This is a genomic window from Psychrobacter maritimus (assembly GCF_029953575.1).
In the GTDB taxonomy this organism is placed as follows: Bacteria; Pseudomonadota; Gammaproteobacteria; order Pseudomonadales; family Moraxellaceae; genus Psychrobacter; species Psychrobacter maritimus.
The window spans coordinates 1,013,319-1,027,915 of sequence record NZ_CP124526.1 but is presented as its reverse complement, the minus strand read 5'-3'; the positions used below and the strand labels follow the sequence as shown (position 1 = coordinate 1,027,915).

Annotated in this window: 14 protein-coding genes; 4 read left to right on the top strand and 10 right to left on the bottom strand. The window is 43.0% G+C overall.

Annotated elements, in window-relative coordinates; translation table 11 throughout:
• Positions 1–27 precede the first annotated feature (27 nt).
• Positions 28–516 (top strand): Lrp/AsnC family transcriptional regulator, encoded by a 489-nt coding sequence (locus QJS82_RS04310; protein WP_281491339.1) that lies wholly within the window; start codon positions 28–30, stop codon positions 514–516.
• A gap of 50 nt (positions 517–566) precedes the next feature.
• Here QJS82_RS04310 and QJS82_RS04305 read toward each other — a convergent pair whose 3' ends face one another.
• The 7 genes from QJS82_RS04305 to QJS82_RS04275 form a co-directional block, all read right to left on the bottom strand.
• Positions 567–1,922, bottom strand: a complete 1,356-nt coding sequence (locus QJS82_RS04305; protein ID WP_281491338.1) for a YbfB/YjiJ family MFS transporter — start codon at positions 1,920–1,922, stop codon at positions 567–569.
• 165 nt (positions 1,923–2,087) lie between these two features.
• Positions 2,088–3,239, bottom strand: a complete 1,152-nt coding sequence (gene tnpB, locus QJS82_RS04300; protein ID WP_281491337.1) for an IS200/IS605 family element RNA-guided endonuclease TnpB — start codon at positions 3,237–3,239, stop codon at positions 2,088–2,090.
• Positions 3,236–3,634, bottom strand: coding sequence for an IS200/IS605 family transposase (tnpA, locus tag QJS82_RS04295; protein WP_281491336.1), 399 nt, complete (start codon positions 3,632–3,634; stop codon positions 3,236–3,238). The genes tnpB and tnpA overlap by 4 nt, the downstream gene beginning before the upstream one ends.
• A gap of 186 nt (positions 3,635–3,820) precedes the next feature.
• The gene (locus QJS82_RS04290; protein WP_281491335.1) at positions 3,821–5,146 is read right to left on the bottom strand and encodes an ABC1 kinase family protein; all 1,326 of its coding nucleotides are present in this window, start codon (positions 5,144–5,146) and stop codon (positions 3,821–3,823) included.
• 67 nt (positions 5,147–5,213) lie between these two features.
• Positions 5,214–6,008 (bottom strand): HesA/MoeB/ThiF family protein, encoded by a 795-nt coding sequence (locus tag QJS82_RS04285; protein ID WP_281491334.1) that lies wholly within the window; start codon positions 6,006–6,008, stop codon positions 5,214–5,216.
• 119 nt (positions 6,009–6,127) lie between these two features.
• A complete protein-coding gene (gene prmC / locus QJS82_RS04280; protein WP_281491333.1) occupies positions 6,128–7,033 on the bottom strand; it encodes a peptide chain release factor N(5)-glutamine methyltransferase in 906 nt (301 codons plus the stop codon).
• 66 nt (positions 7,034–7,099) lie between these two features.
• Positions 7,100–9,022 (bottom strand): AmpG family muropeptide MFS transporter, encoded by a 1,923-nt coding sequence (locus QJS82_RS04275; protein WP_281491332.1) that lies wholly within the window; start codon positions 9,020–9,022, stop codon positions 7,100–7,102.
• 476 nt (positions 9,023–9,498) lie between these two features.
• Between QJS82_RS04275 and QJS82_RS04270 the strand changes: the two genes are divergently transcribed.
• The 3 genes from QJS82_RS04270 (at position 9,499) to QJS82_RS04260 (ending at position 11,994) form a co-directional block, all read left to right on the top strand.
• Positions 9,499–10,428, top strand: a complete 930-nt coding sequence (locus tag QJS82_RS04270) for a LysR substrate-binding domain-containing protein (protein ID WP_201624806.1) — start codon at positions 9,499–9,501, stop codon at positions 10,426–10,428.
• A gap of 363 nt (positions 10,429–10,791) precedes the next feature.
• Complete coding sequence (locus tag QJS82_RS04265) at positions 10,792–11,793, top strand: LLM class flavin-dependent oxidoreductase (RefSeq protein WP_201618627.1); 1,002 nt, start codon at positions 10,792–10,794, stop codon at positions 11,791–11,793.
• Positions 11,794–11,841: 48 nt separating this feature from the next.
• Complete coding sequence (locus tag QJS82_RS04260) at positions 11,842–11,994, top strand: hypothetical protein (protein ID WP_201618628.1); 153 nt, start codon at positions 11,842–11,844, stop codon at positions 11,992–11,994.
• 129 nt (positions 11,995–12,123) lie between these two features.
• On the opposite strand, the gene QJS82_RS04255 is transcribed toward QJS82_RS04260, so the two are convergent.
• The 3 genes from QJS82_RS04255 to QJS82_RS04245 all read right to left on the bottom strand — a co-directional run bounded on the left by QJS82_RS04255 (position 12,124) and on the right by QJS82_RS04245 (position 14,577).
• Entirely contained in the window at positions 12,124–13,143 is a 1,020-nt protein-coding gene (locus QJS82_RS04255; protein WP_281491331.1) for an ornithine cyclodeaminase family protein, read from the bottom strand.
• A gap of 107 nt (positions 13,144–13,250) precedes the next feature.
• The gene (locus QJS82_RS04250) at positions 13,251–14,210 is read right to left on the bottom strand and encodes an AEC family transporter (RefSeq protein WP_281491330.1); all 960 of its coding nucleotides are present in this window, start codon (positions 14,208–14,210) and stop codon (positions 13,251–13,253) included.
• Between the two features lie 160 nt (positions 14,211–14,370).
• The gene (locus QJS82_RS04245) at positions 14,371–14,577 is read right to left on the bottom strand and encodes a ChaB family protein (RefSeq protein WP_201624810.1); all 207 of its coding nucleotides are present in this window, start codon (positions 14,575–14,577) and stop codon (positions 14,371–14,373) included.
• Between the last annotated feature and the right edge of the window lie 20 nt (positions 14,578–14,597).

Sequence of the window (14,597 nt, the reverse complement as noted above, 5' to 3'; positions counted from 1 at the left end):
TGTAATTCACCAATAAGGCGATATTCGATGTTAAATAACCATACGGAAAACTCTTTAGCCATAGATATTGACGATACTGACAAACAGATATTACGCTTATTACAAACCCAAGCACGTATGAGTATTACCGAGCTTGCCGAACGGGTTAACTTATCGGCGACCCCTTGCGCGCGCCGTATCAAACGCTTAGAAGATTCAGGCATCATCACCGGCTACCATACCCAAACCGATGCGCAAAAACTTGGCTATCCTCTGGCGGTATTTATCGCGATTAGTATGGATCGCCATACTGCAGATCGCTTTGAGCTTTTTGAGGAAAAAATTCAAAGTTTCGATGAGGTGGTTAGCTGTAGTATCGTCACCGGTCGCACCGAAGATTACTTAATTAAAGTGCGCGTACGCGATATGGCGCATTATGAGGAGTTTTTATTGCATAGGCTCAATCGCATCGAAGGCGTCGCCCAAGTGCATACCAGCTTTGAGCTACGAGAAGTATTTAGCCGTAGCCTGGTTTAGTTTGACGGTTAATGTGGCTGTGGCTTTTACCTTTCTTTTAATTCTAGTTATCAATTAAACGAGGACTGCCGCTGGCGCTGAGTTTGCCGCTGAAAAAAGAAAACTAAAACCAATCCTATTAATAAACCGCTAGCCGCGACCAATAAACCGGCGTTAAAATTGTCCTGTTTCCCTGCCAGCGCCACCGTGACCAACGGTCCTATGAACTGCCCTATTGCATACGCCAAAGTTGCCAGCCCAATTAATAAATTTGAGTAAGCGGGATTGATATTTTTAATCAAATTAAGTGTCATTGACACCATACCGACAAAGGTTAAGCCCAAAATCACTGCATTACCATATAAGCCAATAGCACCATCAGACCATATGGGCAAACACATACCAAACGCTTGCAATAACGTTAAACCCATCAAGGTTTTGGTCTCGCCAATGCGCTTAGCAAGCGCGCCCCAAATAGGGTTCGATAGCATGGCAAAGATACCAACCACGAGCCAAATCAGTAATCCTGCATAGCTTTGTGTCGTAAGCCGCTGCGTTGCCATCACCGGCAAAAAAGTCGCTGAAGTAATATAACCAAACCCCGCCAACACATAACTTGCCGACAGTAATACAATCGCCTTGGTATAACCTGCCACCGCTTCATATAAAGAACGTTTAAAATTAAGATAAGTTTGCTGTATAGATAGGCGCTGATTGCTGCGGTTTAATTTAACAGGCTGTGATTTAAGGGATGATAGCTTAGAGGATTGTCGCTTAGGGAGCTGCAAGTTAGAGGACGATAATTTAGATGATGATAAATCAGCTGAAATCAGGTTTTGCGGTCTAATAGCATAAAGCAGCCATAATAACGGTAGACTGATAATCCCTGCTACTAGCCAAATGATATCGAAATGATAGCCGAGTGTTAATAACCACCATGTCAAGACGGCAGAGGCGCTGATACCGACCCCAATGCCCGCATAATGTAAGGCTGAAAGTACCGAGCGCCGCTCATGACTAAAGCTTTGAATCACTAGCGATGAGCTTAAAATCATCGCCACCCCACTGGCGATACCCGATAGTAGCCGAATGACATACCAGAGATTCAATGACAGATTTGGCACCACCAATAGCATGGTAGTAACGATACTGACTGCTGTCCATGCTATGAGCATTTGCCATGTCAAACGTTGGGGCACAAACATCGCAATCAGCGCTCCAATAAAATAACCACTATAATTGACCGAAGCCAGCCAACCTGCAATGACCGTCGATAACGATAATTGTGTCATAATATCAGGTAAGGTTGCGGTAAATAAAAACCGCCCAAACCCCATAACCACCGCCAGACAATACAACCCTATGCAAGCAATCGCCGTTTGATTGGTAATAATATTAGCAGCACGGCTTTTAAAAGCAGTCATCATGACAGAGCCATTTTGTGGCAAGAAGCACACAATCCTTTGTGTTATAAGTAGTCAAAAGTACTGATACATAACCAAATGAACTACCCACTACCTAAAGAGATAGGGGTTTCTTAGATAATACCCATACTTGATACGATATTTTGTATCAGCGGTTAGGTAAATTGGCTAAGCTAACCCCGCCGCACCGACGGTTTTTGATTGTTCAGCCAGCATCAATCCTTGATTTAAGATATTGATACTGGCGTTGATGTCCCTATTATTTTTTTGCAAACAACTAGGGCAATCCCATGATCGCACTGACAACGGTAATTCAGCTTTAGTCAGTAAGTGACCACAGCCTGAGCAAGTTTTAGAGGATGGATACCATCGGTCTATCTTGACAAGCGTTTTACCGTACCATTCTGCCTTGTATGCAAGCATGGTAGTGAAGGTTGACCATGAGCTGTCTGAGATGGCCTTAGACAGCTTTTTATTCTTAACCATACCTTTGACGTTTAAATCCTCTATAGCAATAACATCGTGGTTTTTGATGATTTTGTATGAGAGCTTATGTAGGAAATCTTTGCGGCTATTGGTTATCTTCTCGTACACTTTAGCAACTTTAACCTTTTGTTTTTGATAGTTGCGACTGTCTGACAACTTACGTTGCTGAGCTTGAGCAACTTCTCTACGTCTGGCTAAAATCTTTTGTTCTCGCGTAAGTTTACCTTGCAGCCTTGATAAAAACTTAGGATTAGCAACCCTACACCCGTCCGATAAGACGATAAAGTCTGTCAATCCTAAATCAATACCTATTCTTAAGCCTGTTTTTGGTAACTCGCTGACAATAGTTTCGACTAAGAGGCTCACATAGTATTTACCCGATGGGCTTTTACTAACCGTAGCGCTCTTGATTAAGCCGTTTATTTTGTCAGGGAATTTAGCGCTGATATGACCAATCTTAGGCAGTTTAACAGTGCTATCTGTGATCGCCACTGTGCCTTTTTGATTGTTAGTGATATAGCTATCACGCTGACCTTTTTTCTTAAATTTAGGAAAGCCCGCGCCTTTAAAGAACTTACTATAAGCAGCTCTTAGGTTTTGCTGGACATTGGCTAGTGCCAAGCTGTCTACTTCCTTTAGCCACTCAAACTCTTTTTTATATTGGGCAGGTGTATTTTTAAGCTCAGTATTGGTTTCTTGATAATGACTTATCTTATCAGCAAGCATCTTATTCCAGATAAAGCGCGTACAACCAAACGACTTAGCAAGGAATATCTGCTGCTCGTCATTTGGGTATAATCTTACCCTGTAGGCTTTATGGATTTGCTTAGTCATGACTCCCCTTGATTGATAATATATTGCTTAATAACTTCTAGTGGCGCTCCGCCTGTAGTGATTAAGCAAAACGATTGCGACCAAAACTTAGATTCCCAAAGCTTATCTTTAATGCTAGGGTAACCTTTTTTTAGTAAGCGAGAGCTAGCTGACTTATACGCATTAATGAATTTACTGATTTCGGTTTTAGGATGGGCTTTGAATAAAACATGAACATGGTCTTTGTCATGATTCCATTCTAGTAGCTCGATTTTATAGCTCGTACCGATTCGTTCAAATATTGCTTTAGCGGCATTAGATATTTCATTATCAAAAACCTCACGGCGATACTTAGTTACCATGATAAGATGGTAGTTTAGCAAAAAGACTGAATGAGTATTAGTATCTAATATCATTGCTATACATAAACTTAATTGATTTACACTGATCGTAAGCCAGTAAAATATCAAAGTCAATGAAATACGTATTCATCTCACCACCTAAGAGGTGGGAGACTTCTGCGCTAAAATGTTAAACATAGAATAAAAGAGTTCTAAATATAACGCTTACTACTAAGAGATATTTCGGCTTGGAGGACTCGCCTACTCGGCTGTTTCTGCTTGACCTAACATTTGCACGCGCTGATCGCTAAACATATCCATATCAGGGGCAAGCGTGCGCATAAAACGATCAAAATAGAGCATTTGCTTGGTCAATAAAGCAAAGTCACGTGGGAAATGAATACCATGACGCTTACCGACCTCAACAATCTCAAGCATCATCTTATTGAGTTCATCGGCTTGCTCTTTGCTATTGAAAGGCACGCCGCTGGTAAAGGCTTTGTCTTCTGCCATAATGGTTTTCATCATACGCTGCAAATCATTGCCCAATGCCGCGACGTCAACTTGGTTGCCGCCATGGGTCATCTCCATATCAATCATATGGCGTGCCATTGCTTGATAATCGCTGTCTTGCATCGCTTGCATCATACCCATACAAGCGCGCCAGCTCTCAGCTTTTAATTTACCAACGATACCGAAGTCCAAGAAACCAATACGCCCATCGGTTAATAGCATCAAATTACCCGCGTGCAAATCCGCATGGAAGCTATTACAGAGCATGAGACTGGCAAACCAGGTATTCAAAGTATCTGCCATCACTTGCGCAGGGTCAGTACAATACTGACGCATGACGGATTCATCTACCATAGAAACGCCGTATAAGCGGCTCATGGTCAGCACACGCTTGGTAGTCAGCTCTTCATAGACGGTCGGCGCGACGACGCGTGTATTTCCTGATATCGCTAAAAACTGCTGGAAATCGCGGATATTTTGCGCTTCAGCGATAAAATCTGTTTCGGCAAGCATACGCAAACGAATTTCATCGATAATAGGCGCAATACTGGCAAAGCGCATCGAAGGCATTAGTAGCTCAACCAATTTGGTCACGCCATGTAATACGCCCAAGTCCGTTTGCATAATGGTTTCGACGCCCGGTTTCTGTACCTTTAGCACCACCTCATCGCCGTTATGCAAACGCGCCGCATGAACTTGGGCAATAGAAGCTGATGCTAACGGTTTTGTGTCGATATGAGCAAACATCTCCTCAAGCGTCAGACCATCAACGGCCAGCTCTTCTTTTAATACCTGTTCAATATAAGCGTAGGATAATGGCGTCGTTTGATCCAAACAGCTTTGGAATGCTTGAACATATTCACGCGGGAACAATGACGGCGTACTGGCGATAAACTGTCCAATTTTGATGTAAGTCGTACCTAATTGTTCAAAGGTTTCCTTTAGCAGCATGGCATCAGGTTTTTCACCCTTTGCGACTCTAAGCGCTGACAAACCAGCAACGCTTGCGGTTTGGCGAACACGATTAACGACATTAAAGGTATGCTTTAATAAATGCGGGCGATGAATTTTCATAAAAAACAACTATGGTAATAAAAAGGAGTTTATGAGGATACAGAGACTGAAAATGGTTAAGTATTTGCTAATCTTTAGTACAAATCGGACAATGCGCATCTTTGCGATAGCCCATTAGCCGTTGCTGCATCTGGCTACCATCCCATATTAACAGCTTATTTGTCAGTGGATTTTTGGTTAATCCTAGATATTGCAGCGCAGCATTGGCTTGTAAGTTACCCATGATAGCTGTCGTGCTGGCAAGCACCCCTGAATTGGCACAGGTACGTTCATCCGCCTCTGCATCGACTGCTACTGAACCAAAGACGCAATGATAGCAGCCTGTATCCAAGTGCGGCTCATATAATGCCAACTGCCCTTGCATCGCTATCGCTGAAGCAGATAACAACGGAACCTGATAGCGAACACTAATACGATTGATGATATCTCGGGTGGCAAAATTATCAGTACAGTCTAAAAGCAGGTCAGGCGTGCCAGATGCCATATCAAGCAGCTCATAAGCATTGTCTTCACTCAATCTTGCCACTGTACCGCGGGCACTAATCAGAGGATTAATTTTGCTGAGCATTTGCGCCGCTGTAAGCGCTTTAGGTTTGCCGATATCTTCAGGTAAAAATAACGTTTGCCGTTGCAGATTGCTGGCTTCAATCACATCATCATCTATTAGATGCACTTGCCCCAATCCCGCTCGCACGAGCGTCTCAGAAGCTGGGCAACCAAGACCGCCTGCGCCAATCATAACGGCGCGCGATGCTTTTAAGCGTAATTGAGCATCGATATCCCAGCCATCAAGCAATATCTGCCGTGCATAACGCAGCAGCTCTGCATCCACTAGCTGCCCTGTTTCTTTTGACTGCGTCATACTTTCCACCACAATTTTTCACCACGATTTATAATCAAAAAACGTATTACTAAAAATACCTGCTATTAAACTATTATTAAAATAATGGGGGTCTAAAACCCATTCACTACAATAACCAATTATGACAGCTGACCTAAAGTCACCCTATCATTACCACCAAAGTCCTGAACCGTATGGACAGAATCAAAGCTATTGTCTAAAAACAGCTGACGAACCGCTAAACCTTGATCAAAGCCATGCTCAATTGCTAAAAGCCCACCTCTATTCAAATGTTGCGGCGCCTGCTGGACAATATGCTCGATATCGGCAAGTCCATGATTGGGGGCACTTAAGGCGCTAATCGGCTCAGCGACTAGTCTTGCTAAATGCTCATCTTCTTCATCAATATAAGGCGGGTTAGAGACAATCACATCAAATAATGGCTCATCCTGAGTAGACAGCGCATCATACCAACTACTTTGAATAAACTCGATATCAGCAACCTCATTTACCATTGCATTGTGCTTAGCAGCTTTTAACGCCTCGGATGATAAATCAACGGCAACCACTTGCCAGTTTTCGGCCTTACTGTTTGGATTACTCTTATTTAACTCATGTGCTAAGCTGATCGCAATACAACCTGAGCCAGTGCCTAAATCTAATAGGCGCTTTGGTTTTTTATTATTATCGACACTTTTCAGTTGAGAGTTTATCCACGTTAATACTTGTTCAATCAATATCTCAGTATCGGGTCTCGGTATTAACGTATGCTCATTCACTTTAAAGTTCAGCGACCAAAACTCTTGCTGTCCCGTTAAATATGCCAAGGGTGTACCCTGCTGCATCCTAGTCACACCCGCATGAAATTGCGCAAGCTCGCTATCGGTCAGTTGATAGTTTTCATCAGTGATTAAAAACGAGCTTGGCTGCTCAATGACAAATAACAACCAATCAGTGAGCCAGAACGAGGGCAAATAACTGCTTGCAGCTGCATTTGCCAATTGTTGAATCTGCTGTTTTATTTGACCAATGGTAGGTGCTGTCATAAATAACTCGTAAAATTACTGTTTACTGAATAAGCCTGTCGAACTGGTTATATTTTATTGTCTTAGCTACTCTGATGCCCGTGGTGGCTCTTTGGTATCCGTTAGATTTGGATTGGCTTTGGTTAGCTTATCACTAATGCCTTTGCCGCCTTCACCATCGCCATTATTGTCATTGTCACCATAAATATCGTCGTTATCACCAATGACGATATGTTTATCGACAAAGTAAATCAGCGCTAAAATCGGAATACCAATTGCAAAGGTAAAAATGAAGAAGAACGGATAGCCCATACTATCTACAATAGAGCCTGAATAACCACCCATGACCTTAGGAATAAGCGTCATTAACGAAGAAAAAATAGCGTACTGTACCGCGGTAAAACGTATAGAAGTCAACGCCGATAAGAAAGCAATAAATACCGCGCTAGCAAGACCAGCTGCTAAATTATCAAAAATCACCGCCATATACATGATCGGCAAACTGCCCGGATTATAGGTCAGCACCACAAATAATAAATTGGTCGCACAAGCGAGAATAGCGCCAATCATCATGGCATGCATGATACGAAAACGCTGCGCCAATAGACCACCTAAGAAACCACCAGCAATAGCCATAATCACGCCAACCAATTTTACCGCATTGGCAATATCGGTTTTACTAAAGCCCATATCTTGATAAAAGACGTTTGATATCACTCCTGCCACGATATCCGATATGCGGTACAAACCAATCAGCGCTAATAACAATAATGCCTTTTTACCATAGCGTCTAAAGAAATCTAAAATAGGCTCAATCCACGTCGCCATCGCAATTTCTTTTTTGACTAAACCTACTTTTACTAATGCATAACCTGCTGCCATTGCTGCGGCTAAGCTTATCAGTAAATGCAATGTCTCACTAATAAAGCTGACAAACACGCCTTCAAACTCTGGCAGTATCTGCCCTATTAATACATAGGCCGCAATAAATGCGACGACGGCAAACACAAACAATAAAACCAATCTGACATAGTCTTCGCGGGTTTCAGCCACCAATGGCGCTTTATTGATAATTTTGGGTTGATTGATCATAAAGTACAACAGCAGCAGAGGCGCACACACCACCAACGCTAAAAAGTAAAACTTAATACTTGGCATGGCCATTAACGGTATCAGCGCGATGGTACTATCAAAGACCTTGTTAATAAGGATATTGATAAGGTATATAACGCCGAACAATAAGGCCGGTATTAATAGTAACGCTGAGTAAATTAAGAAAACTTTCAGGTTGCTTTTTTGCTTATGACTTTGCAAAATCTCAGCGGTTGGCTCATAACTGGCAAAGGTGGTCAATATACCCAAAGTCATGACCCCAGCCATAATATAATAGGTATTGCGCCACGCTTCATAACTATAAAAGCTTTCTGTCGAGCCAAAATAATCTGCTAAATATAGCGCGCCTGCCCCAGCGACAATCATACCAACGCGATAACCTGACACATAGATAGAGGACAAAATAGACTGCATCGATGGCGGTGCCAGCTCAATACGGTAAGCATCAATGACGATATCTTGGGTGGCAGAAGAAAAGCCCAGCAAAACCGCCGCACCCGCCATATAAACCAATACGTCTTCGCTAACAGGATTGACCGTCGCCATCAAAAAGATAGCCAATACAATAAGCAGCTGTGATACCACCATCCAACTACGGCGGCGACCCAACCATTTGGTCAAAAAAGGCACCGGCAGCGCGTCGATTAATGGCGCCCAAATAAACTTAAATGAATATCCCAATGCTGCCCAGCTGAACATGGTGACAACACCACGGTCAATGCCTGCTTCTCTTAGCCATAATGATAGACTGGAAAAAATAAGCAAAATGGGAATACCGGCTGAAAACCCTAAAAACAGCATGATAATGACACGTGGGTCTAGATAAGCTTTGGCGGCTTCTCCCCATGATTTTTTGGCAATCGGTTGATCAGGCGTTACAGGTTGGACAGCAGACATAATAACTCACCAAAACTTGAGACAAAAGAACACAACTGCGCACAATTTTTATCAATCATTTCTTATTGATTATAGATAAAAAGGATCGATAAAAATTGCTCAGCGTTGCACAAAACTATCATTAGCACAAAATTGAATTATGGTACTTGAGAACGCTAACCTTGACTAGATGTTTTTGCATTAACTTAATAACCATAGCATTCGGCCAGCTCGTTTATTTCATGATGGTAACGTCGTGTATCAAAAACTCACTTAAGTATTAAAAATGACTTTCTCTAACCGTGTCTTATTTTCAAATCAACTTGTCCATTTAAGTTAAATAAATTACTCTATATTCCTAATTAACATAAATTCATAGCTATTTATTATATACAAGAATAATAGCTTTGATTTACACTGGTGACTTACTGAGTATTTGTACGTTTTTATTTTTATATACAGACAGGGTTTGTATATTTATACAATAGGGTTAAGTGATGGCAATCGACGTAGTGGTCAATCAGCGGCATCTACAAATCCAACTGAAGCAGTTGGAAACAGTGTGGCATACGGTAATTAATGGCTATAATTTAAGTCAAGCAGCAACTGTGCTGCATACCAGCCAATCGAGTCTATCAAAACATATTGCAGCACTTGAAAACCAGCTTAAAACCGAAGTGTTCGTGCGCCAAGGCAAACGCCTGACGGGTCTGACGACCATGGGCACAGCACTCATGCCGCACATCGAATCTATCTTTGCTGAAATTCGTACCATTGAAAACCTCAGTCTGGATTTTAATAATCCCAATATTGGCACGCTAACGATTGCCACCACGCACACGCAGGCGCGTTATGTATTGCCAGAAGTGGTCAAAGAGTTTAAAGAGCGCTTCCCCAAAGTTAATTTAATCCTGCAGCAGGCAGATCCTGAAACCATCGCCCAGATGGTCATTCGCGGGCAGGCAGATATTGGTATTGCCACTGAATCGTTATTGCACAATAACTATTTGCGTTGCTACCGCTATTACGACTGGACGCATCGAGTCATTGTACCAAGCGACCATGAGCTGGCGGGTTTAGAATCGATTGATTTACCAACGCTTGCCAGCTATCCGATTGTGACTTATCACGGCGGCTTTACAGGGCGCGGCGCTATTGATAAAACCTTTAGCGACGCAGGACTTGAGCCTGACATTGTACTCGCAGCGCTTGATGCCGATGTGATTAGCACTTATGTGGGATTGGGATTGGGAATTGGTATTATTGCCGAAATGGCATTTGAGCCAAGTCATTATCAAAACCTAACTGCCATTCCTGTTGATCACTTTGGACGTTTTACCAGTTGGATGGCGGTACGTGATGATGCAGAGATTCGTCAATACGGACGCGCCTTTATGGAGTTATGCCAAAAGCAATTTAGTCACTAGCTGTTAACTTAATCAGTAGCTTTCTAAGCAGCGGCGCTTAAGCAATTAACAACGACTTCAAGCAGCATGGCTTAGTAATCGTCTTGCTAACAAATACAAACAGCACCGTTGTCAATGATAGCAGTGCCGTTTGCTTTTTTCTTTTATAAGACCATTCATTTCGGTAAGAAATCTGCGCAGCACTCTTATACGCGCCTCGAATTATTACGATTTGTTATTACCTTGGGCGTTGACCTTTATATTCTCTATAACTGCCCCATCATATGAGCTATTGAATAATCAGAATGCTTTTTATTACTGATGTTTAAAAAAACCAACTATAAAAATGTCGTTGAAAAGCGCCATCATAACAATAGGTGAATCATGAGCAATACAATTCCATTATCTTTTTTAGACTTAGCACCCGTTCCTGAAGGAAAAACCATCGCTGAAGGCATTGCACAGACGGTTGCCATCGCTCAGCAAGCAGAGAAATCTGGCTTTAACCGTTATTGGATGGCCGAGCATCACAACATGCCTGGTATCGCTAGTGCAGCGACTTCCGTGCTGTTATCGCACATCGGCAGTCAAACCAAGCGCATACGCATCGGTGCAGGTGGCGTCATGCTGCCCAATCATGCACCGCTGGTCATTGCCGAGCAGTTTGGTACTTTACAGGCGCTATATGGTGACCGCGTAGATTTAGGTCTAGGGCGCGCACCGGGTACAGATGGCGCTACCTTTCAGGCACTGCGTCGTCAAATGCAAGACGCCGATCGTTTTCCACAAGATGTACAAGAACTGCTGTATTTCTTAGGCGACGGCACTGATGACAGCCCTGTACAATCATTCCCAGGGGCGAAATCAAACATTCCTATTTGGATATTGGGTTCATCGCTTTTTGGCGCGACCTTAGCGGCGCACTTAGGGCTACCATACGTCTTTGCCTCACATTTTGCCCCGCAGATGCTCGGTCAAGCCATCACTGCTTATCGCGAACAGTTCAAACCATCAGCGTATTTGGATAAGCCTTATGTGATGCTAGCGGCAAACTTATTACTTGCCGATGATGATGAAACCGCACAATATCACTTTACCTCAGCGCAGCAAAGCTTTGTGCGTCTACGTCGAGGTGAGCGCGGACAAATGCCAATGCCAACTTATGATATGGATAGCATCTGGAGTCCTGCTGAGAGAATGATGGTAGACAATGCTTTATCCGTGTCATTTATCGGTTCTGTAGAAACGGTCAAACCGAAACTTGCGAAATTCCTTGCGCAGTATCAGCCAGATGAATTGATTGTCACTGCCAACGTTTACGACCAAGCAGCGCGTTTACGTTCACTGGAACTTACACCTGAGCTAAACTTGTTTACTTTACAATAGACCGCCCCGCTCGCATAATTATTGATAAGCCCTAATGAGATTACGGTCATGGAACCCTCTACTTTTATCGGTTCATCAATATTTTTATATATCGTGGCATTTATTGCGGTGATGGTTATTGGCGGCTATTTAACCTATCATATTAGCCCCAAGCGCAAACAGCGTCTTGCAAGCAAACGCCGTAAAGACAATATCAAATAACTATTCTCGATGTTAAAAGCCCCCTTTTCAGAGTAGAAAAGGGGGCTTTTTTAATGATAGTAATGATTAAGATAGCAAAGCTTAGTTGTTGGCTTTATACGCTATCAGGCTTATAAGCTATCAGTCTTCTTACCAATCAACTGCCGCGCCAAAAGCTTTTTGCTTGGCTTGTTTTGCCACATATAAAGCCACGGCCGCATCAAAGCTTGCCGCGCCGACTGATTTAAACAAGGTAATGCCCGGCTCTGATTTTGCGATCTCTTTGGTGACGAGCGCTTGCAAATCACCACTAAGGTCACTCCACGTCCATGTACAATCCTCGCTATCGTGCGCTTGGATTAAATCACCGGCTTCATGGCGACTACCTACCAAGTCATCAACCACTACCATATCACTGTTGGCGATAACCTCATTGCTTATCTCTTTCATCGACGGCTGATATGCTCCTACTGCATTGATATGAACCTCAGATTTGATATGTTTACTATCAAATAAGCCTTCCGTCGCCCGTGTCGCCACGTTGATAATATCGGCAACACAAATAGCGTCATTGATATCTTTACAAATGCTTAGTTCAACCTTCCATTGGCTGTAATCACGCTCAAAACGCGTTTTAAATTGCTCAGCGCCTTCACTGCTTCTATTCCATAAATAGACCGTTTTAATTTCAGGACGTACTGTCAATACCGCATGCAATTGCTCATAAGCCATGCCGCCGCAGCCAACCACTGCCACGCTTTGACAATCAGGCTTTGCCATATATTTGGTTGCGATACCTGACAACGCTGCAGTACGCACTTGGGTAATATAAATGCCATCCATAATCGCTAATATGGCGCCCGTATCATTATCGGATACGGTAATAAGGGCGGTGGTGGTTGGCATATCGCGGTTAGGATTGTCAGGGCAAATGGTCACCAATTTCACGGCGGTATATTCTTTTTCCCCATCATAAATCGTCGCTGGCATCGATAAATGCGAGCCTGAGCTGTGTTTATCATCTTCACTAAACGTCTCAATGACCAAACGCTCAGGGGCTTTAACCCATTCAGGATGCGCTGCTTGTTGATGTAACATTGCTTCGATGGCGTCAATAGCCGCTTGCATATTAAGATGTTCGGTCACGACCGCTTGATTTAATAACTGCACGTTGAGTGCTCCTTTTTATCAGTTTATTATTTACTTTATATCCATGATTTAACACAACGATTTAACACGATGATTGGCGCTATATCCACCCTGCTACATCCATCCTGCTATATCCACCCTAACACGCGTAGTATCGCCGCGCCAATCGCCATACCAAACATTCCTACTACCGTTGTAAATGCTAAAATATTGGCGGCCAATATATCATTCCCGCCCATGGCCTTTGCCATCACATAACTGGCAGCCGCCGTCGGTGACGCCGCCATTAAAAACAGCACACCCATATGCATGCCTGATAAACCAAAACTTAACCCAACGGCGATGGCCACAAAAGGCGCAATAACGATACGGCCAATACTGGCCTGCATCGACAGCCCCGACGGGTGCAACATCGACTTTAAATCAATACTCGCTCCAGCGCAAATCAGTGCTAACGGTAATGCCACCGCCGCCAGTAAATCGCCCGTCTTATGAATCACACCGGTAATCGGTGGCAGCGGTAACGCTTTATAAGCAAATGCCGCAACCAACGCAATGATTAAGGGGTTGGTAAACAGTTTTTTGATAATCATTATGCTGCGACTAACCCACGTATCGTCTGCGCTTTTGGACACACGACTCAGGGTAATGACCGCTAATATATTAAATAATATTGTCACCACCCCCATATAGACGGCACCAATACTTAAGCCCTGCTCTCCGTAAGCATTGGCGACAGTTGCCAGCCCGATAATCGCCATATTACTGCGAAAGATACCTTGTACAAACACGCCTTGGTCGGCAGGCTTACGGATAAAATAACTGGCATAAATCTCGGCGCCAATAAATAGGATAAAGGTCACCAAAATACCAGCCATGATTAAAATCATTTGCTTAGCATAATCGACCTCACTATCGACGACGCTAAAAAACAACAAGCAAGGCAAACAATAATTAAAGACAAAGCTGGAAGCCTGATCAATAAAAGCTTGACTCGCCTCACCGCGCCGCTGCATAAAAAAACCCAACCCCATCAAAAAAAGGTTAGGCAGTACAATGGTGATGGCAAAAATAATAGCAGCGGTCATAAATAAGCTCAGGTTAGCAGAGTATCCAAAGCTGTATTGTTAAAAAAATAAAGAACAATGACTAGCAGTTGGTTAAAATCAGTGAGTTTGAATCAGTAAGTTTGAATAATAAAAGGCTGTTTTATTATAGAGTATCTAACGTCGTTATTGATGATTTGAATTAAGACTCTGCTTTTTTTACCCATTTACCGTTCGCATTTTTCTCATAAGTATTTTCGACAGCGGCCCATGCGGTAGCAAACCAGCGTGATTCATCTTCATATTGTTTACTGGCGCTATTAAATGCTGCGCGAAAAATCTCTTGCGCATGCTTAGGCAAGTTGTCTTTTACGGCATCTGGTAATTCTGACAATTTATCGTAAGGCATAAAGACCCTCCTTGTCGGTA

Excerpts from the sequence above, each read along its gene's own strand:
- QJS82_RS04310 (WP_281491339.1), top strand. The coding sequence starts at position 28 with ATGTTAAATAACCATACGGAAAACTCTTTAGCCATAGATATTGACGAT.
- QJS82_RS04305 (WP_281491338.1), bottom strand. The coding sequence starts at position 1,922 with ATGATGACTGCTTTTAAAAGCCGTGCTGCTAATATTATTACCAATCAA.
- tnpB (WP_281491337.1), bottom strand. The coding sequence starts at position 3,239 with ATGACTAAGCAAATCCATAAAGCCTACAGGGTAAGATTATACCCAAAT.
- tnpA (WP_281491336.1), bottom strand. The coding sequence starts at position 3,634 with ATGATATTAGATACTAATACTCATTCAGTCTTTTTGCTAAACTACCAT.
- QJS82_RS04290 (WP_281491335.1), bottom strand. The coding sequence starts at position 5,146 with ATGAAAATTCATCGCCCGCATTTATTAAAGCATACCTTTAATGTCGTT.
- QJS82_RS04285 (WP_281491334.1), bottom strand. The coding sequence starts at position 6,008 with ATGACGCAGTCAAAAGAAACAGGGCAGCTAGTGGATGCAGAGCTGCTG.
- prmC (WP_281491333.1), bottom strand. The coding sequence starts at position 7,033 with ATGACAGCACCTACCATTGGTCAAATAAAACAGCAGATTCAACAATTG.
- QJS82_RS04275 (WP_281491332.1), bottom strand. The coding sequence starts at position 9,022 with ATGTCTGCTGTCCAACCTGTAACGCCTGATCAACCGATTGCCAAAAAA.
- QJS82_RS04270 (WP_201624806.1), top strand. The coding sequence starts at position 9,499 with ATGGCAATCGACGTAGTGGTCAATCAGCGGCATCTACAAATCCAACTG.
- QJS82_RS04265 (WP_201618627.1), top strand. The coding sequence starts at position 10,792 with ATGAGCAATACAATTCCATTATCTTTTTTAGACTTAGCACCCGTTCCT.
- QJS82_RS04260 (WP_201618628.1), top strand. The coding sequence starts at position 11,842 with ATGGAACCCTCTACTTTTATCGGTTCATCAATATTTTTATATATCGTG.
- QJS82_RS04250 (WP_281491330.1), bottom strand. The coding sequence starts at position 14,210 with ATGACCGCTGCTATTATTTTTGCCATCACCATTGTACTGCCTAACCTT.
- QJS82_RS04245 (WP_201624810.1), bottom strand. The coding sequence starts at position 14,577 with ATGCCTTACGATAAATTGTCAGAATTACCAGATGCCGTAAAAGACAAC.